This is a genomic window from Staphylococcus sp. SA22 (assembly GCF_054165785.1).
The window spans coordinates 1-26,421 of the sequence record NZ_JBSZQY010000011.1 but is presented as its reverse complement, the minus strand read 5'-3'; the positions used below and the strand labels follow the sequence as shown (position 1 = coordinate 26,421).

Sequence of the window (26,421 nt, the reverse complement as noted above, 5' to 3'; positions counted from 1 at the left end):
GAATAAATGCGCAAGTTAGGACGCAAAAACATCAGCCATAATAAACCGTACCAGCAAAAAGCTAGCACCGCTTCTCACATATGATGAGCTTGCAATGCTAGCTTATTACGATTCATATTAATGATTAATAATTTTAGGGTTATTATTTGTCGCTTCGACATAGTAAGTATTCGTTTTATCCTTACCGTCATGCTTCACTTTAATTTCCCAGTTTGGTTGTAACAATTGAACATTCGTTTCGTTCACGACTGAGTAGTAACCGAGTCTAGCATTAATGACTTCATCACCTTTTTTCAAGTAACGATTATAATATAATGCCTCGATTGCTTTTCTCACACCAATCACTTGATGCTTTTTATCAGCACCATCTGTGGGCTTAATGTCATCCATCATTGATTGTTTATAACTAGCCGCTTTGTTATCTTCTATATTAAAGTTCAACATCGCTTTACTATTGTTCAAAATCGGGAAATTATCATACGTTTGTTCGTATTTTACAGAACCAGAACTAATTTCACTTAATTGATATTCTGAACCTTTGAACACACGTTTGTTAACATAATCTTTCAAATCTTTTAAGTTATTGTCACTGACCTTTACCGATTGACTAATGTTCGCATTCAATAATTTTCCACCGTCTGCTGCGGTCAAATCCGAATCACCCTTAGCTTTAGAACTAAAGTCTTTTGAACGCCCCGTAATTTGTTCTAATTTTATACCTTTAACTGATTTATTCAATATACTAGCCGGTACTTTAATTTCTTCTTGCTGAAAATTAACTTCATTGTTACTCTCAACCTCATTAATGTGTGAGCGATTGACTTTATTAACATAAATCGATACTAACACGATGTTGACAAGAATAAACACGAAAATGAAAAGTGTCTTTGTAAGTTTCCAGTTCATTTATTCAAGCCTCCCATCGTTATAAACATACCATTCGCCATCATATTCTACATACCAACGCGGTACGAGTTCACTGTTAATCTGCACTTCAATGTGATTATGATCTGAGTTATCCTGCATTTCGTAACCGATAGCGATGTTTGTTACTTTTTCAAAATTAATATCACTATTGTTCGCTAAGCTTGAACGTACAGACTCTAATTTCGGCAATGTTTTATTATCCTCACTATTTAAAACAACGTCGGTGCGCAATAACGAACGACGATAATCAAAGACGCCTTTTTCACCCCAAGTGACTTGAATTTGATTAGAGCCTTCTTTATTAAACGTTGGATAACCATTAAGGAAACGTTGATATGTTAGCTCGCCTGACTGATTATTCGTACTAAATAATCTGAAATCTTCGTTTAAGAAACCACCATGACCATTAATAAAATCAAAGGTTCCTGGAATCGTTTCTTCCATTTTGCTGGAACTTGCTTCATCTTCGGACAAGTTTTTATAGTGGTATTTTTCATTTTTATCGTTATAGTTTGCGACACCTGTATTATTGTTGTAGGTTGTAACACCACTCTTTGAACTACGAACGATGGTTGAATCGTCAAATAGTATAGCATTCATTTTCTCAACACTAATCGTGTTAAATACCATGCGATATGTTTTTAACTTTTCAGGTTTACTTGGTGCAAAAACATGCGTCGTACGATCAATTGTATCTTTGTTTGTGATGATATCTGTGTATGGTTGCATATCTTTTTTCACTGCTGCTAATGCATCTAAAAAGTAATCATTTTTCGTTGTAGTTGTTAATTTTACGTAATCATGGCGGTCTTTACTAATAGCATAAAGCACGATATTATCATCAGCATCATGATCTATGACCAAACGATTGAAATTGAAATGATTTGGTACTTTCGCATTCATGTTCAGTACTTGGCCAAGATATGTTGATAACGGTAAATCATACGTAAAATCGAATAATGTAAAATCACTGCTCAAATCAGGAATCATCAAGTTATGATCACGACGAACATGTTCCACGGACTTCACTTCTTTATTTTTCAAAGGTTTCGTCAGCTTATTCACATTAGAAACCGTCGCGATCGTACCTTCTGGATGATCATTTTTCGAATGAATAATCTGAAATGGCGTAATAGTTGTATCCATTTTGGCTGTCATAGGTGTCGTTAAAGGTTTCGTTTCACTCTTCTTACTATCTGTATTGTCGACATTTGCAATATCAGGAGAAAAGTTCCATACCATATATGTCAATACGACACTCATCAAGACGAGTAGTGCTAAAATGACAGATTTAATATGTTCCTTATTATTCATCCCAATCACCGTCTTCAATGACTTCACATGGAAGTGTGATAAAGATAGATGTACCTTGACCTTCTACACTGTTTGCCCAAATACGACCATTGTGAGCTTCCACAATCTCTTTCGAAATGGCTAGTCCTAATCCAGTACCACCCATTTTACGCGTACGTGCCTTATCTACACGATAGAATCTGTCGAATATCTTATCGACTTTATTGATAGGAATACCAATGCCATTATCTTTAATACGAATCGTCATTCGATTATAAAGTGGATTTTGTTTCACGTGGAACTCGACACGTTTATCGCCTCTAGAATATTTCATCGCATTTGTAATGACATTATCAAATACTTGCGTCATTTTATCAGGATCAAATTCTGTGAAAATCGTCTTTTTCGGAATATCTCGGATAAATGTTGTATCTTTCGCAGACATTTCATGTCGATTAATAATTTTATTAATGAACATGTTAAAGTCGATAATTTCTTTATTGATTTGATCAGACTCATTATCCATTTTAGATAACTGTAGCAAATCATTGACCAGTCGAATCATTCGTTCTGTTTCTTCACGGGTAACAGATAAAAATTGTGGCGCAAGTTCCTCATCTTTCCATGCACCTTCTTCAAGTGCTTCAATGTAACTATTCATAGAAGTTAAAGGTGTACGTAACTCATGTGATACATTGGCAACAAATTCACGACGCTCACGTTCAACTTGTTGTTGTTCAGTAACGTCATGTAACACAGCGATATAACCAGTTACAAATCCTGTTTCCTGCACAATCGTACTAAAGTTAACACGTGCGATTAGACCTTCTTCTTCATTTAAATCTAATAAGAAACTATCATTATTCTCTTGAATTTCTTCCAGTTTAAATTCATCTTCAAGACTTAATACACTTAACATGTAATATCCGATGATGTCTTCTTTCGCCATACCAAGCATCTTAAGTGCCATATCATTGACGATACGAATACGTCCACGGCGGTCTGTTGCAATAATACCATCACTCATATGGGTGATAACTGAGTCCAGTCTACGTTTCTCACTTTCAGTATTAGCCTGCGCTTCTTGTACACGTTTAGACAAGTTATTAAATGCTAAAGCTAATTCGCCAATTTCATCATTACCATAAATCTTCACACGTTGCGTATAGTTACCTCTGGACATTTCGACCGTCTGGTTACGCATATCGGTGATTGGTTTGGTAATCGTTCGCGCTATAAAGAATCCTAGGATGACTGTGATTAATAATGAAATAGCTGTACCAACAATGAATATTTGATTTATATTATTTAATTGGTTATAAACGTCATTAATTTTTGATTCGATATAAATATTACCAATTACCTTTTTATCGACTTTAACTGGGATATTATATACCCAGACACGGTCCTTACCACCGCCATAATCTTTTAAAATTAAATGATCGTTTGATTGTCCTAGTGATAGTGCTTTTTGGACAGAACTATCATTCGCTTTTTGATTGATTAGACTACGGTTAGACTGCTTCGTCGTCGCAATAATAATTTGGTCTTTATCTATAAAACGAATTTCTCCAATTTCTTGACGGTTGGCATACTCACTTAATAAATTTTGAATATCTTTTTGTGCATTTACGGAGCCCTTTTCGTCATATACTTTTTCAATACTAATTTCTAATTGTTTAGCGTACTGCGTAATATTCTTCTTAAAATTATCAAGCAGCTCTTTTTCAAGGTTATTTGTAAAATACAGCCCGATAATTTGCATACCAATGATAATCAGTAATACATAAACAATTACAAGTTTAGTATGAAGGGATTGTAGTTGTTTTAGCCACTTCATTCGTTTCGACCTCTACTCATGTTGTTGGAGGAAATATCCAACGCCTCTACGCGTCACAATGTATTCAGGATGTGACGGATCATCTTCAATCTTTTCACGTAAACGACGAATCGTTACATCGACCGTACGTACATCGCCAAAGTAATCATAGCCCCATACTGTTTGTAATAAATGTTCACGTGTCATTACTTGTCCCATATGTTTTGATAAATAATGGAACAATTCAAATTCACGATGTGTTAATTCAATATCTTCGCCACGTTTTTTAATAGAATATGCGTCTGGATAAATCACAATATCTTTAATTGTGATTTCATTCGTTACATTTCCAGTGTCTTGTGCTGGTTGTGAGTAATGACGACGTAAGTTCGCTTTCACACGTGCGATTAATTCACGCGTACTAAACGGTTTCGTTACATAGTCATCTGCACCTAGTTCTAAACCAAGCACTTTATCAATTTCTGAATCTTTAGCAGTAAGCATTATAATTGGCATTTCGTATTTTTTGCGCACTTCACGACATACTTCCATACCATCACGACCAGGTAACATGATATCTAATAATACGATGTCTGGTTCTTCTTCATAAATTAAGTCGACTGCATCATTACCATCGTATGCACAGTACACATCGTATCCTTCTTTTTTTAAGTTAAATTCTAAAATATCAGCAATCGGTTTTTCATCATCAACTACAACAACTTTTCTAGCCATTTGCATAAACCTCTTTTCTTAAATCATTAATATTATTTTATCATTTTTTGTTCTTTATCGTTTATGTTTGTGTAAAAAATCACAGGATGTCGCTTACTATTTTTGTTATTGTGCGCATTTTCCGTCTCATAACGTATAGTAACCTATTATATAATTTACCATTTATAAGCTATTAATTCTATTTTCCAATATAAACTTATATATTAATATTTTTTATTAGTTTCTCACGGCGGATTGTGATAATGATATTTAACACAATGATGAGGGCTCTATTCCAATAATAAAATTAGGGTAATGGCAACTTCTAGTTGCACGTCATTGCCCAGAAAATAAATATCATTATTCGTTACTTTAACAATTGATGTTATGGAGGATTGGTGGCATATCACAACGAAGAAATATGTTGACAGTAGCATATATTTGTACGTCTAATAAAGATTTTATTGTCTACGTTTATCTTTCATATCCAACCACTAAGTTACTCGAGGTTCATACATTATAAAGAAAATGGACGAACAGATAAATCAATATGATTATCATTCGTCCATATGTCTTTTATTAATATAATATTAAACGCAAAAAAATGCCTATCCTCTTGGATAGGCATTTGTACGGTCTCGACGGGAATCGAACCCGCGATCTCCTGCGTGACAGGCAGGCGTGTTAACCGCTACACTACGAGACCTAAAAAATGGTGACTCCTACGGGACTCGAACCCGTGTTACCGCCGTGAAAGGGCGGTGTCTTAACCGCTTGACCAAGGAGCCGTTCTTAAGCACAAGATAGATTATAGCACAGCCAATCTTGCCATGACAAGATATTTTTTACATAATTTTGCTATTATTTTTTGAAGAATGTTATAAGTGAAAAATTGCATTTTATTGGCAGTCTATTTATTGTAATAATTACGCTATTTTTGAAATTTTTCTATTTTAGATGCTTTCATTTATACTTACGTCTACTCTATTTTAATAGCTATTTTCGACATCAGACTTATTACATTCAAGTATTTCATCTTAATTTTCGTTAAATATCATCTAATCTTTTAAATTATGACTAGCAAATACCACCTTTACGTTAGTAATTTTTATCTAAATAATCGAATCGATACAGAAGCAAACATAGCAAAAGCCTCCTACCAATAAAGATAGAAGGCTCATGTATTTATAATCATTGTGTATGACTTATATAAAGTTCTACCACAATTCTTTTAATAGGTTTGTTTGTTCTCTATCTGGACCAACTGAGAAGATAGAAATTTGTACATTACATAATTCTGAAATACGCTCTAAATATTTACGTGCATTTTCAGGTAATTCTTCTAAAGTACGCACACTTGTTACGTCTTCTGTCCAACCTGGTAACTCTTCAAAGATTGGTTTACAACGTTTTAATTGATCTAAGTTTGCTGGGTACTCAGTAATTTCTTTACCGTCTAATTCATAAGCTGTACAGATTTTCACTGTGTCTAGGCCTGTTAAAACATCGATTGAGTTAATAGATAAATCTGTAATACCACTTACACGACGAGAGTGACGTAATACAACTGAATCAAACCAACCTACACGACGTGGACGTCCTGTTGTTGTACCGTATTCACGACCAACTTCTCTAATATGATGTCCATCTTCATCGAATAATTCAGTAGGGAATGGACCATCACCAACACGTGATGTATAAGCTTTACATACACCAATTACCTTTGAAACGAATGTAGGACCTACACCTGTACCAACAGTAACGTTACCTGCAATTGGATTACTTGATGTAACGAATGGATATGTACCATGGTCGATATCTAACATTACACCTTGCGCACCTTCGAAAAGTACCTTTTCATCTGCTACAAATGCATCATCTAAGATTTTTGATGTGTCTGTTACAAATTCTTTTAGACGTTGACCTGCTGCATAATATTCTTCAAAGATATCATCAAATGATGGACATGTTTCGTTAAACATACCTTTGAAATATGCTTGTTTATATTCAATGTTTGATTTTAATAATCTTTCGAATGTTTCTTTTTCAAGTAAATCTGCCATACGAATACCGATACGTTGAACTTTGTCTACATATGCTGGACCGATACCTTTTTTAGTTGTACCAATCTTATTGTCACCACGTAAACGTTCTTCATATTCATCTTGTGCTAAGTGATATGGTAAAATCACTTGCGCACGATTAGATATACGTAAATTACTTGTAGGAATGCCACGTTCATTTAATCCGTCTAATTCTTTCAATAGTGCAACTGGATCAACAACGACTCCGTTACCGATTACCGCTAATTTATCTTTGTAAAAGATACCAGATGGTACTAAATGTAATTTATATGTTTCTCCGCCAAATTGAATGGTATGGCCTGCATTATTACCACCTGAAAAACGCGCGATAACATCTGACTGTTCTGCCAAGAAATCCGTAATCTTTCCTTTTCCTTCGTCTCCCCATTGTGTCCCAACTACTACGATTGATGACATGTGAGCACCTCCAAGTTTTTCTCATTTAACCATTTGATATTCTACCAATATCGAGACCATAATGCAAATAAAAATCGAACATTAATTTTCGGCCTTTTTAAAAGAAAAATCATTTTTACAAATAGTCATAAACGTCCTAAAAACCCTTTAACATAGGTGTTTCCAGCACTAATTCATCACTTCCAATACACAAACTTAACATATATCAACCCGTTCAGAACAAAATAAAAACCGTACAATTTTATCATAATGATTATTATTGTACGGAAAAACTTTTTTTACATCATATCTGCATGTGCATAATCGATATCGGTAAATTTATTATATTGTTTCATAAAGTGTAACTTAACTGTGCCTGTTGGACCATTACGTTGCTTAGCAATGATGATTTCAATTTCACCGTTTTCATCATTCGTTTGTGGCTCAAAACCACCATCATCGTCATCATCTTCATCGCCGCCACGGTTATAGTAATCATCACGGTATAAGAATGCAACGATATCGGCATCTTGCTCAATCGAACCAGATTCACGAATATCACTCATCATTGGACGTTTATCTTGTCGTTGTTCAACACCACGAGATAACTGACTCAACGCGATAACTGGACATTCTAATTCACGGGCTAATGCTTTTAATGTACGAGAGATTTCAGAAACTTCCTGTTGTCTGTTATCGGACGCACGTGAACCACTACCTTGAATCAACTGTAAGTAGTCAATCACAATCATGTCTAAGCCATGTTCTTGCTTTAATCGACGACATTTAGAACGTAGATCATTAATTCGAATGCCCGGTGTATCATCAATAAAAATCTTCGTACGTGATAATTTACCTACCGCTATAGTAAAACGACTCCAATCTTCCTCAGTCATAGTACCGGTTCTTAAGCGGTTTGAGTCAACATTACCAGAACTACAAATCATACGTGTGGCTAACTGATCAGCACCCATCTCTAGTGAGAAAATACCAACTGTATACATATCTTCATGCGTTGCAACTTTTTGTGCAATATTAAGTGCGAACGCAGTCTTACCTACAGATGGACGCGCTGCAAGGATAATTAAATCATTTCGGTTGAACCCTGCTGTCATTTGGTCTAAATCTCGATATCCTGTAGGAATACCTGGTGTTTGACCACTATTTTGATCAAGCTCTTCAGCTGTTTCATATACTTGTCCTAAGACGTCTCGAATGTCTTTAAAGCCATCGCTTTCACGAGAAGATGATAGCTCTAAAATTCGACGTTCTGCATCACTTAAAATCGCATCTAGTTCAAGTTCATCATTATATCCATCATTGGCAATACTATCTGCAGTTTGAATCAATCTACGTTTTAATGCATGCTTAGAAACGATATCAGTATAATACTGAACATTTCGCGTCGTTGGTACATTTGTAGATAACTCTGCAAGATATTGCGGGCCACCCGCTTCATTCAACGTACCTTCCGTCGATAATTGATCCATCAATGTTACAACATCAATTTCTTTATTATCTTCATTTAAGTGCATCATTGCACGGAAAATATGTTGATGGGCACCCCTATAAAATGACTCAGGAAGCAACACTTCCTGAGTAGTATTAATCAATTCTGGATCTATAATAATTGAACCTAAGACAGACTGTTCAGCTTCATTGTTATGCGGCATTTGATTTTGCTCATACATTCTATCCATGAATGGTTACACCTCTTATTTCAATCCAACTTTATTGTTCAACTGTGTGTACGCGAATTGTACCTTCAACTTCTTTATCTAATTTAACAGGTACATTCGTATATCCTAGGGAATGAATTCCATTTGGTAAATCCATTTTACGTTTATCAATTTTAATATCATGTTGTGCTTTTAGTGCTTCGGCAATTTGTTTTGTACTTACTGATCCAAACAATTTACCACCTTCACCAGTTTTTGCTGATACTTCAACTTCAATGTTTGATAAAGTTTCTTTTAATGCTTTAGCATCTTCAATTTCTTGTTGGCGTTCTTGTTTTGCACGTTTTTTCTGTAACTCTAATTGTTTAAGGTTACCTGGTGTTGCTTCTACAGCATAATTCTTTTTCAATAAGAAGTTATTTGCATAACCTACTGGTACTTCTTTAACTTCACCTTTTTTACCTTTACCTTTAACATCTTGTGTAAAAATTACTTTCATGCATCTTCACTCCTACTTAATTGTTCTGTAATTGCTTGTTGTAATTGTGCTATCGCCTCTTCGACTGTCACACCTTTAAGTTGTGTTGCAGCATTGGTTAAATGTCCACCGCCACCAAGTGCTTCCATTGTTAACTGGACATTTACTGAACCGAGTGAACGCGCAGATATACCAATCAGATTATCTTCACGTCTCGCAACAACATATGATGCTTCAATACCTTCTAAACTTAACAGTTCATCTGCTGCTTGTGCAACTGTTACTGGATGATAAATTTTATCTTCTGAACCATGCGCAATTGCTATGCCATTATCTTCGACTTTTACAGTTCGAATTAATTCAGATCGATTAATATAAGTATCCACATCATCTTTTAAGAAATGTTGCGTTAAAATCGTATCTGCACCATGTGCACGTAGATAACTCGCTGCATCGAATGTTCTTGATCCTGTTCGTAATGTAAAGTTTCTTGTATCTACAATAATACCTGCATACATCACTGTTGATTCAAGACGTGTTAAACGTTGTTCTGTTGGTTGATATTCCAGTAACTCTGTTACCAATTCAGCTGTCGAACTTGCATATGGTTCCATATATACCAACAATGGATTAGAGATGAAGCTTTCACCACGTCTATGATGATCGATAACAACTTTACGGTTTGCTTTATTTAAGACATTTTCATCTAAAACCAGTTCCGGTTTATGCGTATCAACAATCACTACGGTTGTCTTAGATGTCATCATATCCCAAGCATCATCTGATGTAATAAATCGCTCTCTTAACTCTGGCTTTTTATCAATTTCGTTCATCACGCGTCGTAATGTTGGATCAATGTCAGTTTCATTTAATACGATGTATGCTTCTAAATTATTCATCATTGCAAATCTAGACACACCGATTGCTGCACCAATTGCATCTAAGTCAGGACGTTTATGCCCCATGATAATGACTTTGTCACCCTCTGCAAGGATATCTTTTAACGCATGTGAGATCACACGTGCTCTTACACGAGTACGTTTCTCCATCGGGTCAGTCTTACCGCCATAGAAACGCACATTACCATTAATACTTTTAATTGCAACTTGGTCACCACCACGTCCTAATGCTAAGTCTAGGCCTGATTGTGATAATTCACCTAAATCGATTAAATTTTCAGTGCCTTCACCAACACCGATACTTAATGTTAATTGGGCACGATAACCAACACTTTTTTCACGTAATTGACTCAAGATATCAAATTTAGATTCTTCTAAGTCAGCTAATATTTTTTGATTTAAATAGGCTACGAATTGATCGGAACTATACCTTTTAAAGAATATATTATATTCAGTCGCCCATCGACTAATGACACGCGTTACCATTGAATTGATTTCCGAACGCTGCGTATCATTCATATTTTGAGTAATCTCATCGTAGTTATCTAAAAATAATGTCGCAATGATTGGTTTAGAATTTTCATATAGTTCATTTGTTTGTACTTGTTCAGTTATATCAAAGAAATAGAGGCAGTGATCATTCTCAGAATAACGTACTTGGAAATGATACTGATTATATTCTATTTCAACGGATTTCACTCTATCTAATTGCTTTAAAATGTTTGGAAATACTTCATTTACAGATTCAGAAATGACATTTGCTTCCATATGATCTGTCATAAATTGGTTAACCCATTCGATGTGATCATTTTCATCTAAAACAATGATACCAATTGGTAAATGTTTGATTGCTTTATTATTTGTTGTTGAAATTTGAGCACTCAAACCATCTACATAACTATCCATTTTCATTAAAGCTTGTCTGAATAAAACGATGCTAACAATAATCATCACGACAAGAACGATAGATGCAATTAGTGCTATAAGACTATTAAAGATAAACCATACACCCATTAAAACAATTGCTGTGATGATCATGATGACAAATGGTATTAGTAAAGCTTTCTTAGTGGACTGCCGATTCATTATTCCACCTCTATTCACTTTTTAGAATTATTTTTCATGATTCGCTTCAAATTCAAACTTAAATCGATAACACCAAGTAGTCCTACAATATGCGTCGTAGGTGTCAGTATTGTACCGATAATCAATAGTAAAATCGTTACTGCATTCGGCAAACCTTTCGCTTTACCAAAGAAATGAATAACACTTAAACCTTGAATATACATCACTAATGATAACACAAGTTGGAAGTTTAAAAGAATGCTCTGGAACACACTCGGTTGACCTGTAAATAATAAACATATGATAACAATAATGTATATCCATAACAAAATACCGCTCATTTGCCACGCGAAAAGTGGCTTAAATACAGGTGTAGCGATTTTAAATTTTCGTAAAATCGGAAATGTAACGATTAAGTTAATTAAGACGATTAAAAATGTAATGATAATGATGAAACCTGGTAATTGAACGGTCGCTTGTCTAAACCCTTCTTCTAATATTTGGGTCATATTCGCATCGGCACCGCTCATCGTAATCGCTTCATGTAATGTTTGCTTGAAAGGTTTTACTATGCTCGCTGATGGTGGAATTCTTACAAATGTTTGTAGTAACATAAAAGCGATTAATGAAATTAAGCTCATCGCTACTGTTGTTACGTACAATATTCTTTCTTTAGACGTTTTTTCTTTAAGCAATTGACCAATAATTAAACTTGCAATTAAGACTAATATGATAGCACTTAAAACGAAAGTATTACCTAAAACAGTTGTTATAATTACTGTAATAAGTGCACTAATCCCGAAAGATTGTATTGATTTATTCCATAAAACGATACCTGGTATGGTTGCAAATAATGCAAATATTAGTCCTAAACCAGGCACTAGATATAAAGCTAAAGCGACAAATACCAACGCAATCGTTGCAATTATTGTTGCTTTAGGTTGTATTTTTGAAAACACATAAGCCACTCCCATATTTTTAACTATAGCTATTATTTTAACCTCTTTAATGGAAATTAACAATTTATAGATTGTATGCTTCTATTTCATTTAATTGAATAATAACTTTCATGTTTTATAAGTAATTAACATACTCATTTGAATCGCTTTTGTGTGCTTTCATTTTCAACATGATTATTTAATCCCACTACATAGCAATCAAGCTTGATTTAGATTTACAATTCATTTCCACTTTCATGTACTCTAGATGTTTTTGAATATGATAACTGTGATTTAGTGGCTTCATTCTTTGAAAATATATACATTATTACTTGCGCTTAAAATGCTTTAAATTCAAAAAATGATATAAGTTAGGTGCCCATGTATTAAAGTTTAATAAGAATCCGTCATGACCAACGTTATCAGGTACAAAGAAATGACGATGATATTTAAAACGTTCACCTAAAGTACGAACTTGATCGTCCGGATATAGCAAATCATCTATGAATCCCATCGTTAAGACTTTCGTTTCTAAATTTTTAAAAACATGCGTTACATCTGTGCGACCTCGGTCAATGTTGTGACTATCCAATACATCTAGCAGTGTCAGATAACAATTCAAATCAAAATGTTCTTTAAATTTATTACCTTGATGTTGTTGGTATGCGACTACTTCATCCGGCGTGAAACGTTCATCATAACTTTTTGATGATCGATATGTCAAAAAACCTAATTGGCGTGCAATACTTAGTCCTTCCTTACCACCAAGATGAATGGCCTGACGCGCAATTTCATTGAAAGCTCTACTATAAGATGATGTTCGGCTTGTTGCAGCAAGGATAATGGCTTTATCTACTTCAAACTGTTGATTGTAAAGTAGTTCCATTGCTTGCATACCTCCAAGACTTCCCCCTATTAAAATATTAATTTTGTCATAACCAAGCGCTTGTATACCTCGTTCATTCGCTCTAACAATATCTCTTAATGTTAATTTTTTAGGAAAATGAGGGTCGTTTAAAGGTGAACTTGAACCGAAAGGACTACCAATAACATCAAATGTTAAAAATTGATAATCGTGAATGGGAATATATCCCCCATCAATAATTTCTCGCCACCACCCCGGATAATCATCTGTTCCATATGTTAAATGATTGCCAGTTAATGCATGACAAACTACAACTAATGGTTGTCCATGATAACCGACATACTCATATCTCAAACGCAAGTTATCTATGACTTCCCCAGATTCTGTAATAAATTTCCCTAGATTTAAAGTATCTACTGTGTAATTTGTCATTGTTCTTTCCTCCTTAAACAAAAAAACTTCTCACCCTATTGAAAAGTAAGAAGTCTTTATACTTATCATTCGAGTAACTCGTTGGTTTTAGCACCGTGCTATAAAGTCGGTTGCTGAAGTATCACAGGGCCAAGTCCCTCAACTTCTCACAATAAGAAATATGAAATTGTTATGTGTTAGTTGAGATTCAGTGATGAATTACTTTTATCATTTAAAATGTTGTTATCATTGTCATGCGTTAGCCAAATCGCTTACGTATACACGATTCCCAATCTTAACATAGACGATTTGTATATCAGAATTTTCTGATTACTAACAGTTTACCTAAGTTTAAATATCTGTTCAATGATTTTCAGTTATTTTTAAAAGAAAAATCGTAATGCTGCCATGATAACAATCCCACTAATAATTGTAATAGTTAAACTACGCGTGATTAAAGATAAAATAACCGTCGGAATGAGCGCGATAATGTAAGGGATGTTTAATGTATACCCCTCACCATGAGGCGTCTGCTGAATAATGCTGTCAATGACAAGTGCCGTAAATAGTGTGATCGGAATAAATGATAGCCATCGAACCACGACATCAGGCAATTGCACTTTTGAAATCATGATAAAAGGTATAATTCGAATTAATAGCGTTACGATACCACACAATAAAATAAGTATTAACATGTTCATATGAGTTATCATCGTTCCATCATCACTCCTAACGCTGCTGAAATTGTGGCTGCAATTAATATTGCTAGATATGAAGGCATAAACATACTTAGCGATAACATCATTACTATGACGGCAATAATGAGTACTATGTAAATTCTTAATCGCGATTTAGTAATTGATTCAAATTGCGCAATGGCCAAAAAGATAAACATAGCTGTGATAGCAAAGTCTAATCCTAACATTTGCGGATTTGAGATATATTCGCCAAATAAAGCCCCAGCTACACATGAAATTGCCCAAAATAAATATGCTGTAATATTAAGACCATGCATCCAGCGATCATTGATAGCTTCTCCTTTTAAATAAGGTGTAATGGCGACACCAAACGTTTCGTCAGTTACTAATGAACCTAATCCAACACGGTTCCAAAACCCATATGTCTTGAAGTTTGGTGCAAGCGACATACTTAAAAGGAACATTCTTGAATTTACGATAAATACAGTTAGTACAATCGCTGATATCGGTGTACCTGCTATAAACAATGCGCACATAATAAATTGCGCAGCACCGGCATATATAACAAGACATAACAAGATAATTTCTAAAATACTAAAGTTTTGAGACGAAGCCACAATACCAAATGAAATACCAACACCGGCATAACCTAATAATGTAGGGATACACTCTTGCACGCCTTGTCTAAAACTTAAATGTGTTGTCATCTCAACTACCTCCTTTGCCACTTTATATTTATATAATTACGAAAAAATAATATACCTAGTCTAATACAGTTCTATACCCTAAGCAACAACATTAGACATCGGTTTGTCTGAGGTTATACATACCGATGTCTTGAAATACTTCCGTCTCAACTTTTTAGTTTTGAGAATTTTCAATTTTTTATTTAAGACTACCTCTATATTTTCTACGGATTTGTAGTTGTTTTTAAGTACTAATTTTATAATTTTTTATATCTAATGATGAGTCTGGGATATTGATTCATGTCCCGATCCCTTATAATCATCATCCCCCCTACCCTACTGCATCGATATTACTCATACTACATCAACGAAATCAGTTATTTATCGCTTAATTTCCTATAATATTTTTGCTCAATTTTGTTACGCTTTAGATTGTTTTAGTTCATCATAATTATCCCGTATTGTTGCTATAATGAAATGCGTTCACCCCATTGAACCACAAACTTAATTTATTGTTGTTATGTGTATTGGCTCACTATTATACTTTTACAGCACAAAAAAAGTGGCGACAGCTTCGTCACCACTTTTTAAAATATTATTTAAAGTATCTTGCCCTTGCTTTAAGTATACGTAGATATATACTTTTTAAAGCTTGTAGCTAAAGCCTTTATTTAACTGGTTTTGAAATTTGTGTTTTACCACCCATAAATGGTACTAATGCTTCTGGAATTGTTACTGTTCCATCTTCATTTTGGTAATTTTCAACAATAGCAGCAAATGTACGTCCAACTGCTAAACCACTACCATTTAATGTATGTGCTAATTCTGGTTTAGCTGCTTTGTCACGCTTGAAGCGGATGTTAGCACGACGCGCTTGGAAATCCGTACAGTTTGAGCATGAACTAATTTCTTTATAATCATTGTAGCTTGGTAACCAAACTTCTAAATCATATGTTTTGCTTGCACTAAATCCAATATCACCTGTACATAAAATAACACGACGGTATGGTAAACCTAACTCTTCTAGAATTGCTTCTGCGTTTGTTGTCATTTCTTCTAAAGCATTCCATGAATCTTCAGGTTGTTCAAAACGTACCATTTCCACTTTATCGAATTGATGTAAACGAATTAATCCTCTTGTATCTCTACCTGCTGATCCTGCTTCACTACGGAAACATGCAGATTGACCAGTGAATTTTTCAGGAAGTACACCTGGTTGAATAATTTCATTACGATAGAAATTCGTTAATGGTACTTCAGCAGTTGGAATTGTATATAATCCTTCTTTTTCTACTTTAAATAAATCTTCTTCAAATTTAGGTAATTGACCTGTACCATACATTGTATCTGCGTTCACAAGCTGTGGTACCATCATTTCTGTATAACCATGTTGTGTTGTATGTTTTGTAATCATATAGTTCATTAAAGCACGCTCTAATTGCGCACCTTCATTTGTTAAATATACAAAACGCGCACCTGAAACTTTTGCTGCACGATCAAAATCAGCCATTTTCAATTCTTCTACAATATCCCAATGTGCTTTTGGTTCAAATGAAAACTCACGTGGTGTACCCCACTTTTTAACTTCAACGTTATCTTCATCAGATTCACCTTGAGGTACATCATCACTTATTAAATTTGGAATACGACAAAGGATACCTGTCATTTTATTATCAATTTCATTTAATTGACTATCTTTTTCTTTAATATCGTCACCTAATGTGCGCATTTCAGCAATCACATCATCAGCATTTTCTTTATTACGTTTTTTTAATGCGATTTCTTCGCTTACTTTATTACGACGTGCTTTCATTTCTTCTGTTGCACTAATTAATTTACGTCGTTGCTCATCCAATTCTAAAATTTCATCTACAACTTTTGGATCATCTCCGCGTAATTCAATTTTGCTCTTAACTGTGTCAGGCTCATTTCTGAATAATCTAATGTCTAACATTAACCTTCATCCTTTCCCAAATAATTATCATTTATTATGGAATGACATACGTCTTTATTTTTTAGAAAATAAAAAAAGACCACATCCCTACAAGGGACGTGGTCTACGCGTTGCCACCCTATTTAACAATTTAAGTTATAAAGATACGCTAAACCTAAATTGCACTTCACTAAAATAACGGTTATCACCGATTGTTCTTTTAAATAAGTAGGTAGATTCATATATATGTTGATTCTTGTTCACACTAACCACAAGCTCTCTGATATCGAACACTATATATTACTTGTCCTACGAACAATGTCTTATTAAGTTATTTTTAATATAGCAAACTATATTTGCTTTTTCAAGTAACGATTTCAAACATCACTCATGTCGATTTAGTGACATGCAGTCGTTTGATAAATTGATTGCTTTAAATACTGTGCAACCGCTTCAATATCTTTATGAAATTGACGGTCATGTGTAATGGATGGCACGATACTTCGAAACTCATCATACTTGCGACGTGTTTTTGGTGATAATCCTTCAACACCTTTCAACTCTGCTGCTTGTAATGCAATAACACATTCGATTGCCAACACACGTCTTGTATTTTCAATAATTTGATAACCATGTCTAGCAGCTGTAGTTCCCATAGATACGTGATCTTCTTGGTTCGCAGATGAAGTGATAGAATCAACACTCGCTGGATGCGCTAAAGTTTTATTTTCAGAAACGAGACTTGCAGCAGCATATTGCATAATCATCGCGCCACTTTGCAATCCTGGCTCTGGACTAAGAAATGCTGGTAAATCACCATTTAATTGAGGATTTACTAGTCGCTCTAGACGACGTTCCGATACGTTTGCTAATTCACTTACACCTAATTTAAGATGATCTAATGCAAAAGCAATAGGTTGTCCATGGAAGTTACCACCTGAAATAACAAACGTTTCATTTGCTTCCTCAAATATAAGTGGATTATCATTAGCCGCATTCATTTCAAATTCTAATTGCTGTTTAACATAATTGAATACTTGAAAACTCGCGCCATGGATTTGTGGTATACAACGCAACGTATATGCATCTTGTACACGTATTTCTGCTTGTCGCGTCGTTAATGTTGATCCTTCTAACCAATCACGCATACGCGCTGCCACATTAATCTGTTCTTGAAAATTACGAACAGCGTGCACATCATGTCGATATGCATCTATAATGCCATTAAGAGACTGATGCGTTAATGCAGCAATCCATTCAGATTGGTAACCTAAATCTTCTGCTTCTATATAACTAATGACACCTTGAGCTGTCATAGCTTGCGTACCATTAATCAATGCTAAACCTTCTTTAGCCTGAAGGTTCAAAGGTTGTCTATTTAATTCTCTTAATACATCGTCACTATCCTTTTCTTCTCCTCTGTACAATACTTTCCCTTCACCAATTAATGCTAATGCTAAGTGTGATAATGGTGCTAAATCTCCTGATGCACCGAGAGAGCCTTGTTGTGGGATTATCGGTATAATACGTTCATTTATAAAAAATTGTAATTGTCTCACTAATTCTAAAGTGGCACCTGAATGACCTTTTAATAATGTATTCAATCGTAAAATCATCATGACTAATGCTACTTCTTTTGAAAATGGCTCACCTAGCCCACAGGCATGTGAGCGTATCAGATTCACTTGTAATTCATTATATTGCGTCGGGTCTATACGTACATCACTAAATAACCCAAAACCTGTAGTGATACCATAAACCGTTTCCTCATTTTCAATAATACGTTCAACTACCGCTCTACTTTTTTTGACACGTTCTAACGCATCATCAATAATTTCAATCTTTGATTGTTGTTGTAAAAATGATTTAATATCCTCAATAGTTAGTGTTTCACCATCTAAATATAAAGTCATATATGTTACCCCCTTGTTTATATTAAGTAACCCATCCTTCTTGAAGTATACGTTTTCATTTTTATTGAAACAATGCTTTTACGTACATTTATAACCTATTATCAGAGCACTATTGTAGTGCGTTAAAGGATATTAAGATTGTTGTAAGCATATTTAATAATTTATCTATTGACGAATTGCATATACAGGTATAGTATTTTCTATTGTATTTAACGACAAATAATAATGAATTCAGAAATTTATAATACATTTTGTTAAAAGTTACTATATATTTTTAAAATTGAATAAATTCGGAAAAGGCTTTTACATGGGAGGTTATATCACTATGGAAACGTTAAATTCTATTAACATTCCTAAGCGTAAAGAAGATTCACATAAAGGTGATTATGGCAAAATTTTATTAATTGGTGGATCTGCTAACTTAGGTGGTGCCATTATGTTAGCGGCTCGTGCATGTGTATTTAGCGGTAGTGGTTTAATCACTGTAGCTACACATCCAACAAATCATTCAGCATTACATTCTCGTTGCCCAGAAGCGATGGTTATTGATATTAATGATACGAAAATGTTGACGAAAATGATTGAAATGACTGACAGTATACTAATTGGTCCAGGTCTTGGCGTTGATTTCAAAGGAAATAATGCCATTACATTCCTACTACAAAATATACAACCGCATCAAAATTTAATCGTAGACGGCGATGCGATTACAATATTTAGTAAACTGAAACCGCAATTACCTACATGTCGCGTGATTTTTACTCCGCATCTCAAAGAATGGGAGCGATTAAGTGGTATTCCTATTGAGGAACAGACATATGAGCGTAATCGTGAAGCAGTTGATCGTTTAGGCGCAACTGTTGTACTTAAAAAACATGGTACTGAAATTTTCTTTAAAGATGAAGACTTTAAATTAACAATCGGTAGCCCAGCAATGGCGACTGGTGGTATGGGCGATACACTTGCTGGTATGATTACAAGTTTTGTTGGTCAATTTGATAACTTAAAAGAAGCGGTTATGAGTGCCACATATACACATAGTTTTATTGGCGAAAATCTTGCAAAAGATATGTATGTGGTGCCACCATCAAGACTTATCAATGAAATACCTTACGCAATGAAACAATTAGAAAGTTAATCATTACTAATCATTGAATATAGTACAGCATTACTTTCTAGCATAAAAATAAGACTCCCCTACATATAGGGAAGTCTTATTTTTTTATTATTCTTCATCTTCATCTGATGATTGTTGTATATCTTCTTCAACACGATCCATGAAATCTTGTCTTACTTCAATACGTCCATCTTCATCATTTTCTTCTGAATCAATCACTTCAGTATGAATTGCATTTCCTGGTGTTTCATCATTTACAACCGCTTCACGTTGTTGTTCAGTACCATCTTCAGATACAGTAGATTGTTCATCTTCATTTACTTCATCTGCATCTTCTTTTACTTTAGCAACCGTTGAAACAAATTGATCATCGCCTAAGCGAATTAAGCGAACACCTTGTGCTGCACGACCATTTTGAGAAATATCTGCAACATCTAGTCGAATAATGACACCGGCATTAGTAACAATCATTAAATCTTCTTCACCAGTTACTGTAGTGATACATACAACATTACCATTACGCTCAGTAATCGTAGCTGTTTTAATACCTTTACCACCACGATTTGATAAACGATAGTCATTAACTGGCGTACGTTTACCATAACCATTTTCAGTAACTACTAATACTTCATCAACACTGTTTGCATGAGCTACATCAAGCCCTACAACTTCGTCACCTTCACGAAGTGTAATACCTTTCACACCCGTTGCTGTACGGCCTAAAGGACGTAATGTTGATTCAGGGAATCGAATTAATGATGCATGTGATGTACCAATCAAGATATCTTCTTGACCACTTGTTAAACGAACTGCAATTAACTCATCATCTTCTCTGAACGAAATCGCAATCTTACCATTTCTATTTATTCTTGAGAAGTTACTTAATGCTGAACGTTTAACGACACCACGTTTAGTTGCAAACACTAAGAAGTTGTCTTCACTTTCAAGGTCTTTAACAGCAATCATTGTACTAATGACTTCATCATTTTCAAGTTCAATAGCATTCACTACAGGAATACCTTTAGACTGTCTTGATAACTCAGGCACTTCATAACCTTTTAGTTTGTATACACGACCTTTGTTAGTAAAGAACAATACATGGTCATGTGTACTTAAAGTTACCAATTGACTGACAAAATCTTCTTCCAATGTATTCATACCTTGAACACCACGACCACCACGGTTTTGAGCACGATATGTAGATACCGGCAAACGTTTAATGTAGTTATTATGGCTCAAAGTAATTACTATTTGTTCTTCTGGAATTAAGTCTTCGTCCTCTAAGTCTTCAAATCCACCTAATGGAATTTCTGTACGACGCTCATCACCGAAACGATCTCTAATTTCAGTCAATTCATCTCTAACTAACTGTAATAACACTTCTTCATCAGCTAAGATTGCTTCTAATTCACTAATATAATTTAATAACTCATTATATTCAGCTTCAATTTTGTCTCTCTCTAAACCTGTTAGACGTCTTAAACGCATGTCTAAAATAGCTTGAGCTTGTTTTTCAGAAAGTTTGAAGCGTTGTTGCAAGCTTTCCATTGCAACTTTATCTGTATCTGACTCACGAATCGTTGAAATAATTTCATCGATATGGTCAAGTGCGATACGTAATCCTTCTAAAATGTGGGCACGATCTTTAGCTTTACGTAAGTTATATTGCGTACGTCTTCTAACAACTGTCTTTTGATGCTCTAAATAATGTACCAACGCTTCTTTTAAATTAATAAGCTTCGGTCTACCGTTTACAAGTGCAATCATATTCACACCAAATGATGTTTGAAGAGGTGTTTGTTTGTATAAGTTATTTAAAATGACACTAGCATTTGCATCCTTACGCACATCAATAACGACACGCACACCAGTACGTAAACTTGTTTCATCACGTAAATCAGTGATACCGTCAATTTTCTTGTCACGAACGAGCTCTGCAATTTTTTCAATCATACGAGCCTTATTCACTTGGAAAGGAATTTCAGTGACAACAATACGTTGACGTCCGCCTCCACGTTCTTCAATAACTGCACGAGAACGCATTTGAATTGAACCACGACCTGTTTCATATGCACGTCTAATACCACTCTTACCTAAAATAAGTCCAGCAGTTGGGAAATCAGGACCTTCAATATCTTCCATTAACTCAGCAATTGAAATATCAGGGTTCTTACTTAAGCTAAGTACACCATTGATTAATTCTGTTAAGTTATGTGGTGGAATATTCGTTGCCATACCTACCGCGATACCTGATGCACCATTGGCTAATAAGTTAGGGAATCGAGCAGGTAAGACTGACGGCTCTCTTTCATTACCATCATAGTTATCGATAAAATCTATTGTATCTTTATTAATATCACGTAACAGTTCAAGTGTGATTTTAGTCATACGCGCTTCAGTATAACGCATTGCTGCTGCGCCATCTCCATCCATTGAACCAAAGTTACCTTGGCCATCAACAAGCGGATAACGATAACTGAAATCTTGAGCCATACGTACCATTGCTTCATAAATAGATGAGTCACCATGAGGGTGATATTTACCCATTACGTCACCAACGATACGTGCTGATTTTTTATATGATTTATCCGGTGTCATACCTTGTTCATTTAATCCATATAGTATACGACGATGTACTGGTTTTAAACCGTCACGAACATCTGGCAATGCACGAGCAACGATAACACTCATCGCATAATCTAAAAATGATTCACGCATTTCACTGGTAATATTTCGTTCATTTATTCTTGATTGAGGTAATTCAGCCATCAAGAGTTCCTCCTTCAAAAGTTCAGTTCACAGCGCTTAGAAGTCTAAGTTTGCATAAACTGCATTATCTTCTATAAATTGTCTACGGTTTTCTACAACGTCACCCATTAACATTTCAAATGTTTGGTCCGCTTCAATCGCATCTTCAAGTTTTACTTGTAAAAGAGCGCGGTGCTCAGGGTTCATTGTTGTTTCCCATAATTGATCTGCATTCATTTCTCCAAGACCTTTGTATCGTGCAATAGACCATTTTGGTGTTGGATTCAATTCAGATTTAAGTTTATCAAGTTCCCTATCATTGTATACATAATACTTTTGTTTACCTTGTGTCAGTTTATACAACGGTGGCTGTGCAATATACACATAGCCTGCTTCAATTAACGGTCTCATAAATCGATAGAAGAATGTTAATAACAATGTTCTAATATGCGCTCCATCCACATCGGCATCAGTCATAATGACGATTTTGTGATATCTTGCTTTCGCTAGATCAAAGTCGCCACCGATTCCTGTACCAAATGCTGTGATCATTTGACGAATTTCATTGTTATTCAAAATTCTATCTAATCGTGCTTTTTCAACATTTAATATCTTACCTCGTAATGGTAAAATCGCCTGTGTTCTAGAGTCACGACCAGATTTTGTAGACCCCCCGGCAGAGTCCCCTTCGACTAAGAATATCTCACATTCTTCAGGACTTTTACTAGAGCAATCGGCTAATTTACCTGGTAGACTTGCTACATCTAACGCTGATTTACGACGTGTTACTTCACGCGCTTTTTTCGCAGCAACACGTGCACGTGCCGCCATAATACCTTTTTCAACCACTGTACGTGCGACTTGTGGATTTTCATATAAAAATCGTTCAAAGTGCTCTGAGAATAATTTATCTACAACTTGACGCACTTCAGAATTACCTAATTTTGTCTTCGTTTGACCTTCGAATTGAGGATCACCATGTTTGATAGATATAATTGCTGTCATACCTTCACGTGTATCTTCACCAGAAAGTCTATCTTTTTCTTCTTTCATAATCTTGCTACTTAAACCATAACTATTTAAGACACGCGTTAATGCACGTTTGAATCCGTCTTCATGCGTACCACCTTCGTACGTATGAATGTTATTTGCGTAAGTTAAAAGATTTGTGGCATATCCTGAGTTATATTGAATCGCAATTTCTACTTCAATATCATCTTTAGATTGATGAATATAAATTGGCTCATCATGAATAGGTTCTTTATTTTCGTTCAATAACTCAACATAAGATTTAATACCGCCCTCATAGTGATAGGAGTCTTCTCTAACGTTTTCTTCATCACGTTCATCTCTTAATGTGATTTGAATTCCTTTGTTTAAGAAAGCAAGCTCTCTAATACGTTGCTGTAATGTTTCATAGTTGTATACAGTTGTCTCTGTGAAGATTTCTCCATCTGCTTTAAAACGAATGACAGTACCTGTCTTATCAGTTGTGCCAACTTCTTTTAAGTCAAATTGAGGTACACCTTTTTTATATGCTTGATGATATATAGTCTCATTTCTGTGTACATATACTTCTAAGTCTTGTGACAATGCGTTTACAACTGATGAACCAACACCATGTAAACCACCAGATACTTTGTATCCGCCACCGCCAAATTTACCACCAGCATGTAAAACAGTTAAAATAACTTCGACAGCTGGACGTCCCATTTTTTCTTGAATATCAACTGGGATACCACGTCCGTTATCCGTTACTTTAATCCAGTTATCTTTTTCAATAACAACTTCAATTTGATTTGCATAACCAGCTAATGCTTCATCGATACTATTATCGACAATTTCCCACACTAAATGGTGCAAACCTCTCTCTGAAGTCGATCCTATATACATACCTGGTCTTTTACGTACTGCTTCTAAACCTTCTAATACTTGTATTTGCCCAGCACCATAATTATCCGTGTTGTTTACATCTGACAATGCAGTCACCATCGCTTTCTGTTACTTTATAATTTCACCTTGATTAATACGATATAATTTAGCGTTATTCATGATTTCATGATCAATACCATCTACAGATGTCGTAGTGACAAATGTTTGTACTTTATGCTGAATCGTACTTAATAAATGCGTTTGACGCGAATCATCTAATTCACTGAGTACATCGTCTAATAATAAGATGGGATATTCCCCAACTTCGATATTCATTAACTCAATTTCAGCTAATTTAATGGACAAAGCCGTTGTACGTTGCTGTCCTTGAGAACCATATGTTTGAGCATCCATGCCATTCACATCAAAACTTATATCATCTCGATGTGGTCCGAATAAGCTAATGCCTCGTTCTTTTTCTCTTTGCATATTATCGCTAAGAATAGACATAATATCTTCAAGTCGTGCCGCTTCATTTTGAGTATAATCAAATTTAAGACTAGGTAAATAATTCAGCGACAACGCTTCTTTATCATTTGTGATACCAGCATGAATCGGTTTAGCTAACGACTCTAGCTCTTGAATAAAATGTGCACGTTTATCAGTTACTTTCATTGCATATTCAGCAAACTGCTGATTTAATACTTCCAACATTGTTAAGTCCTTTTTTTGGCCTAATTGTAACTGCTTTAAGTAATTATTCTTTTGCTTTAAAATACGTTGGTATTGAGCTAAATCATTTAAGTAAACAGCAGAAATTTGGCCCAACTCCATATCTATAAAGCGTCGTCTTATTTGAGGAGAGCCTTTTACAATATTCAAATCTTCTGGCGCAAATAGAACCACATTGAGGTGTCCAATATATTGGGTTAGTCGACTTTGCTCTAAGTGATTCACTTTGACTTGTTTACCTTTTTTAGTTATAAACATTGTTAATGGCATCGTGCCGTGTCTATAACTAAGCTCACCTTCTATTTTAGCATAATCAGCATTAAAACGTATGAGTTCCTTATCATTACTCGTTCTATGACTTTTTGCTAAAGCTAAGGTATAAATTGATTCAAGTAAATTTGTCTTTCCTTGTGCATTTTCTCCAATGAGGATATTCACGTCAGGATGACATTTCAACGTAACCTCATCATAGTTACGATAATTTTCTAATTGGAGTGTATTTAACTTCATTGTTCACCTTGATGAATGATTAAGAAAGAACCAGCATCTTCAGGTAATTCTGGGATATCTATACGATCTTGATGTTCTAACTTTTTACCGCGACGTGTTTCACGCACTCCATTAATTAATACTTCAACGTCTTGCAAGAACCATTTTGCTTGACCACCAGATTCAATAATCCCTTCTGTTTTTAGAAATTGACCTAAATTAATGTCTCCTTCTACTACAACTTCTTGAACCAAAATAATCACTCCATTTCTTTGTATGTCATTAATATATTATACCTTTTTTTGTCACAAATTTCATTTAAAATAGAGGTAGAAACCGTTTACATATAAATAATTAATTCTTATTTTTTGGCAATACTGTCTTTTTCAATTTTTTAACGCTATTTAACGGCGTTTAACTTTTGTATTCAACTTGTTATTGACTATTAAAATTTTAAATTTAAAGGGCATATAAGCACACTTATTAAATTTTGGATACATTTGTCATAAATTTAATTGGCGTCTTTTATTTGCTGTTTAAAATGCTGTCAAATTTATTTTATATACGAATCTAGAATTATTTTTGCCAAATCAAAACCACCCGTGTGAACGGGTGGTTTGTTCTGCGGCTATAAGCCTTCCTTACTGGCCAGCCCTAAAAGGGCA

The 26,421-nt window shown here is 34.8% G+C and carries 19 protein-coding genes, 2 tRNA genes, 1 riboswitch and 1 other annotated feature; of the genes, 1 reads left to right on the top strand and 20 read right to left on the bottom strand.

What is annotated here, in order from left to right:
* Positions 1-117: 117 nt before the first annotated feature.
* The 16 genes from ACXQH5_RS09990 to hutH all read right to left on the bottom strand — a co-directional run bounded on the left by ACXQH5_RS09990 (position 118) and on the right by hutH (position 18,798).
* Entirely contained in the window at positions 118-906 is a 789-nt protein-coding gene (locus ACXQH5_RS09990) for a two-component system regulatory protein YycI (RefSeq protein WP_001104161.1), read from the bottom strand.
* Positions 907-2,241, bottom strand: a complete 1,335-nt coding sequence (gene yycH / locus ACXQH5_RS09985) for a two-component system activity regulator YycH (RefSeq protein WP_001060149.1) — start codon at positions 2,239-2,241, stop codon at positions 907-909.
* Positions 2,234-4,060 (bottom strand): cell wall metabolism sensor histidine kinase WalK, encoded by a 1,827-nt coding sequence (walK, locus tag ACXQH5_RS09980; protein ID WP_000871607.1) that lies wholly within the window; start codon positions 4,058-4,060, stop codon positions 2,234-2,236. The genes yycH and walK overlap by 8 nt, the downstream gene beginning before the upstream one ends.
* Before the next feature lie 12 nt (positions 4,061-4,072).
* Positions 4,073-4,774: a response regulator YycF gene (gene yycF / locus ACXQH5_RS09975; protein WP_000101976.1), complete on the bottom strand. Its 702-nt coding sequence runs from the start codon at positions 4,772-4,774 to the stop codon at positions 4,073-4,075.
* A 612-nt stretch (positions 4,775-5,386) separates the two neighbouring features.
* Positions 5,387-5,459: transfer RNA gene (locus tag ACXQH5_RS09970), tRNA-Asp, on the bottom strand.
* A 7-nt stretch (positions 5,460-5,466) separates the two neighbouring features.
* Positions 5,467-5,541, bottom strand: a tRNA-Glu gene (locus ACXQH5_RS09965).
* Between the two features lie 429 nt (positions 5,542-5,970).
* On the bottom strand, positions 5,971-7,254 hold the full coding sequence (locus ACXQH5_RS09960; protein WP_000095328.1) for an adenylosuccinate synthase: 1,284 nt from the start codon (positions 7,252-7,254) through the stop codon (positions 5,971-5,973).
* Positions 7,255-7,532: 278 nt separating this feature from the next.
* The gene (gene dnaB / locus ACXQH5_RS09955; protein ID WP_000375647.1) at positions 7,533-8,933 is read right to left on the bottom strand and encodes a replicative DNA helicase; all 1,401 of its coding nucleotides are present in this window, start codon (positions 8,931-8,933) and stop codon (positions 7,533-7,535) included.
* A 31-nt stretch (positions 8,934-8,964) separates the two neighbouring features.
* Complete coding sequence (gene rplI / locus ACXQH5_RS09950) at positions 8,965-9,411, bottom strand: 50S ribosomal protein L9 (RefSeq protein ID WP_000864305.1); 447 nt, start codon at positions 9,409-9,411, stop codon at positions 8,965-8,967.
* Positions 9,408-11,375 (bottom strand): cyclic-di-AMP phosphodiesterase GdpP, encoded by a 1,968-nt coding sequence (gene gdpP, locus ACXQH5_RS09945; protein WP_001081646.1) that lies wholly within the window; start codon positions 11,373-11,375, stop codon positions 9,408-9,410. Before gdpP ends, rplI begins: the two co-directional genes overlap by 4 nt.
* 14 nt (positions 11,376-11,389) lie before the next feature.
* Entirely contained in the window at positions 11,390-12,328 is a 939-nt protein-coding gene (locus tag ACXQH5_RS09940) for a YybS family protein (RefSeq protein ID WP_001838601.1), read from the bottom strand.
* A gap of 292 nt (positions 12,329-12,620) precedes the next feature.
* On the bottom strand, positions 12,621-13,589 hold the full coding sequence (gene metX, locus ACXQH5_RS09935; protein ID WP_458067204.1) for a homoserine O-acetyltransferase MetX: 969 nt from the start codon (positions 13,587-13,589) through the stop codon (positions 12,621-12,623).
* Positions 13,590-13,648: 59 nt separating this feature from the next.
* Positions 13,649-13,747: riboswitch (SAM riboswitch) on the bottom strand.
* Between the two features lie 204 nt (positions 13,748-13,951).
* Positions 13,952-14,281 carry an AzlD domain-containing protein gene (locus tag ACXQH5_RS09930; RefSeq protein WP_000628053.1) on the bottom strand — a complete coding sequence of 110 codons (330 nt, stop codon included), beginning with the start codon at positions 14,279-14,281 and terminating at the stop codon, positions 13,952-13,954.
* Positions 14,278-14,973 (bottom strand): AzlC family ABC transporter permease, encoded by a 696-nt coding sequence (locus tag ACXQH5_RS09925; RefSeq protein ID WP_000207096.1) that lies wholly within the window; start codon positions 14,971-14,973, stop codon positions 14,278-14,280. Before ACXQH5_RS09925 ends, ACXQH5_RS09930 begins: the two co-directional genes overlap by 4 nt.
* 646 nt (positions 14,974-15,619) lie before the next feature.
* On the bottom strand, positions 15,620-16,906 hold the full coding sequence (serS, locus tag ACXQH5_RS09920) for a serine--tRNA ligase (RefSeq protein WP_000884334.1): 1,287 nt from the start codon (positions 16,904-16,906) through the stop codon (positions 15,620-15,622).
* 89 nt (positions 16,907-16,995) lie between these two features.
* Positions 16,996-17,211: a binding site (T-box leader), on the bottom strand.
* Positions 17,212-17,283: 72 nt separating this feature from the next.
* Positions 17,284-18,798: a histidine ammonia-lyase gene (gene hutH, locus ACXQH5_RS09915; RefSeq protein ID WP_000177463.1), complete on the bottom strand. Its 1,515-nt coding sequence runs from the start codon at positions 18,796-18,798 to the stop codon at positions 17,284-17,286.
* A 325-nt stretch (positions 18,799-19,123) separates the two neighbouring features.
* Here hutH and ACXQH5_RS09910 point away from each other — a divergent pair, with 325 nt between their 5' ends.
* Complete coding sequence (locus tag ACXQH5_RS09910) at positions 19,124-19,936, top strand: NAD(P)H-hydrate dehydratase (protein ID WP_000449218.1); 813 nt, start codon at positions 19,124-19,126, stop codon at positions 19,934-19,936.
* A gap of 87 nt (positions 19,937-20,023) precedes the next feature.
* On the opposite strand, the gene gyrA is transcribed toward ACXQH5_RS09910, so the two are convergent.
* From gyrA to yaaA, 4 genes are read right to left on the bottom strand one after another with little or no spacing between them, the layout of a single operon-like run.
* The gene (gene gyrA / locus ACXQH5_RS09905; RefSeq protein WP_000819089.1) at positions 20,024-22,684 is read right to left on the bottom strand and encodes a DNA gyrase subunit A; all 2,661 of its coding nucleotides are present in this window, start codon (positions 22,682-22,684) and stop codon (positions 20,024-20,026) included.
* Positions 22,685-22,720: 36 nt separating this feature from the next.
* Positions 22,721-24,655, bottom strand: a complete 1,935-nt coding sequence (gene gyrB, locus ACXQH5_RS09900) for a DNA topoisomerase (ATP-hydrolyzing) subunit B (protein WP_000255586.1) — start codon at positions 24,653-24,655, stop codon at positions 22,721-22,723.
* 9 nt (positions 24,656-24,664) lie between these two features.
* Positions 24,665-25,777, bottom strand: a complete 1,113-nt coding sequence (gene recF / locus ACXQH5_RS09895; RefSeq protein ID WP_000775117.1) for a DNA replication/repair protein RecF — start codon at positions 25,775-25,777, stop codon at positions 24,665-24,667.
* Positions 25,774-26,019 carry a S4 domain-containing protein YaaA gene (gene yaaA / locus ACXQH5_RS09890; RefSeq protein ID WP_001789359.1) on the bottom strand — a complete coding sequence of 82 codons (246 nt, stop codon included), beginning with the start codon at positions 26,017-26,019 and terminating at the stop codon, positions 25,774-25,776. The genes recF and yaaA overlap by 4 nt, the downstream gene beginning before the upstream one ends.
* Positions 26,020-26,421: the final 402 nt, after the last annotated feature.

Bases quoted from the DNA above. Each gene is read 5' to 3' on its own strand.
- ACXQH5_RS09930 (WP_000628053.1), bottom strand. From the start codon at position 14,281: ATGATAACTCATATGAACATGTTAATACTTATTTTATTGTGTGGTATC.
- hutH (WP_000177463.1), bottom strand. From the start codon at position 18,798: ATGACTTTATATTTAGATGGTGAAACACTAACTATTGAGGATATTAAA.
- recF (WP_000775117.1), bottom strand. From the start codon at position 25,777: ATGAAGTTAAATACACTCCAATTAGAAAATTATCGTAACTATGATGAG.
- yycH (WP_001060149.1), bottom strand. From the start codon at position 2,241: ATGAATAATAAGGAACATATTAAATCTGTCATTTTAGCACTACTCGTC.
- yycF (WP_000101976.1), bottom strand. From the start codon at position 4,774: ATGGCTAGAAAAGTTGTTGTAGTTGATGATGAAAAACCGATTGCTGAT.
- ACXQH5_RS09990 (WP_001104161.1), bottom strand. From the start codon at position 906: ATGAACTGGAAACTTACAAAGACACTTTTCATTTTCGTGTTTATTCTT.
- ACXQH5_RS09960 (WP_000095328.1), bottom strand. From the start codon at position 7,254: ATGTCATCAATCGTAGTAGTTGGGACACAATGGGGAGACGAAGGAAAA.
- gyrB (WP_000255586.1), bottom strand. From the start codon at position 24,655: ATGGTGACTGCATTGTCAGATGTAAACAACACGGATAATTATGGTGCT.
- ACXQH5_RS09925 (WP_000207096.1), bottom strand. From the start codon at position 14,973: ATGACAACACATTTAAGTTTTAGACAAGGCGTGCAAGAGTGTATCCCT.
- ACXQH5_RS09910 (WP_000449218.1), top strand. From the start codon at position 19,124: ATGGAAACGTTAAATTCTATTAACATTCCTAAGCGTAAAGAAGATTCA.
- serS (WP_000884334.1), bottom strand. From the start codon at position 16,906: ATGTTAGACATTAGATTATTCAGAAATGAGCCTGACACAGTTAAGAGC.
- metX (WP_458067204.1), bottom strand. From the start codon at position 13,589: ATGACAAATTACACAGTAGATACTTTAAATCTAGGGAAATTTATTACA.
- walK (WP_000871607.1), bottom strand. From the start codon at position 4,060: ATGAAGTGGCTAAAACAACTACAATCCCTTCATACTAAACTTGTAATT.
- dnaB (WP_000375647.1), bottom strand. From the start codon at position 8,933: ATGGATAGAATGTATGAGCAAAATCAAATGCCGCATAACAATGAAGCT.
- gyrA (WP_000819089.1), bottom strand. From the start codon at position 22,684: ATGGCTGAATTACCTCAATCAAGAATAAATGAACGAAATATTACCAGT.
- rplI (WP_000864305.1), bottom strand. From the start codon at position 9,411: ATGAAAGTAATTTTTACACAAGATGTTAAAGGTAAAGGTAAAAAAGGT.
- gdpP (WP_001081646.1), bottom strand. From the start codon at position 11,375: ATGAATCGGCAGTCCACTAAGAAAGCTTTACTAATACCATTTGTCATC.
- ACXQH5_RS09940 (WP_001838601.1), bottom strand. From the start codon at position 12,328: ATGGGAGTGGCTTATGTGTTTTCAAAAATACAACCTAAAGCAACAATA.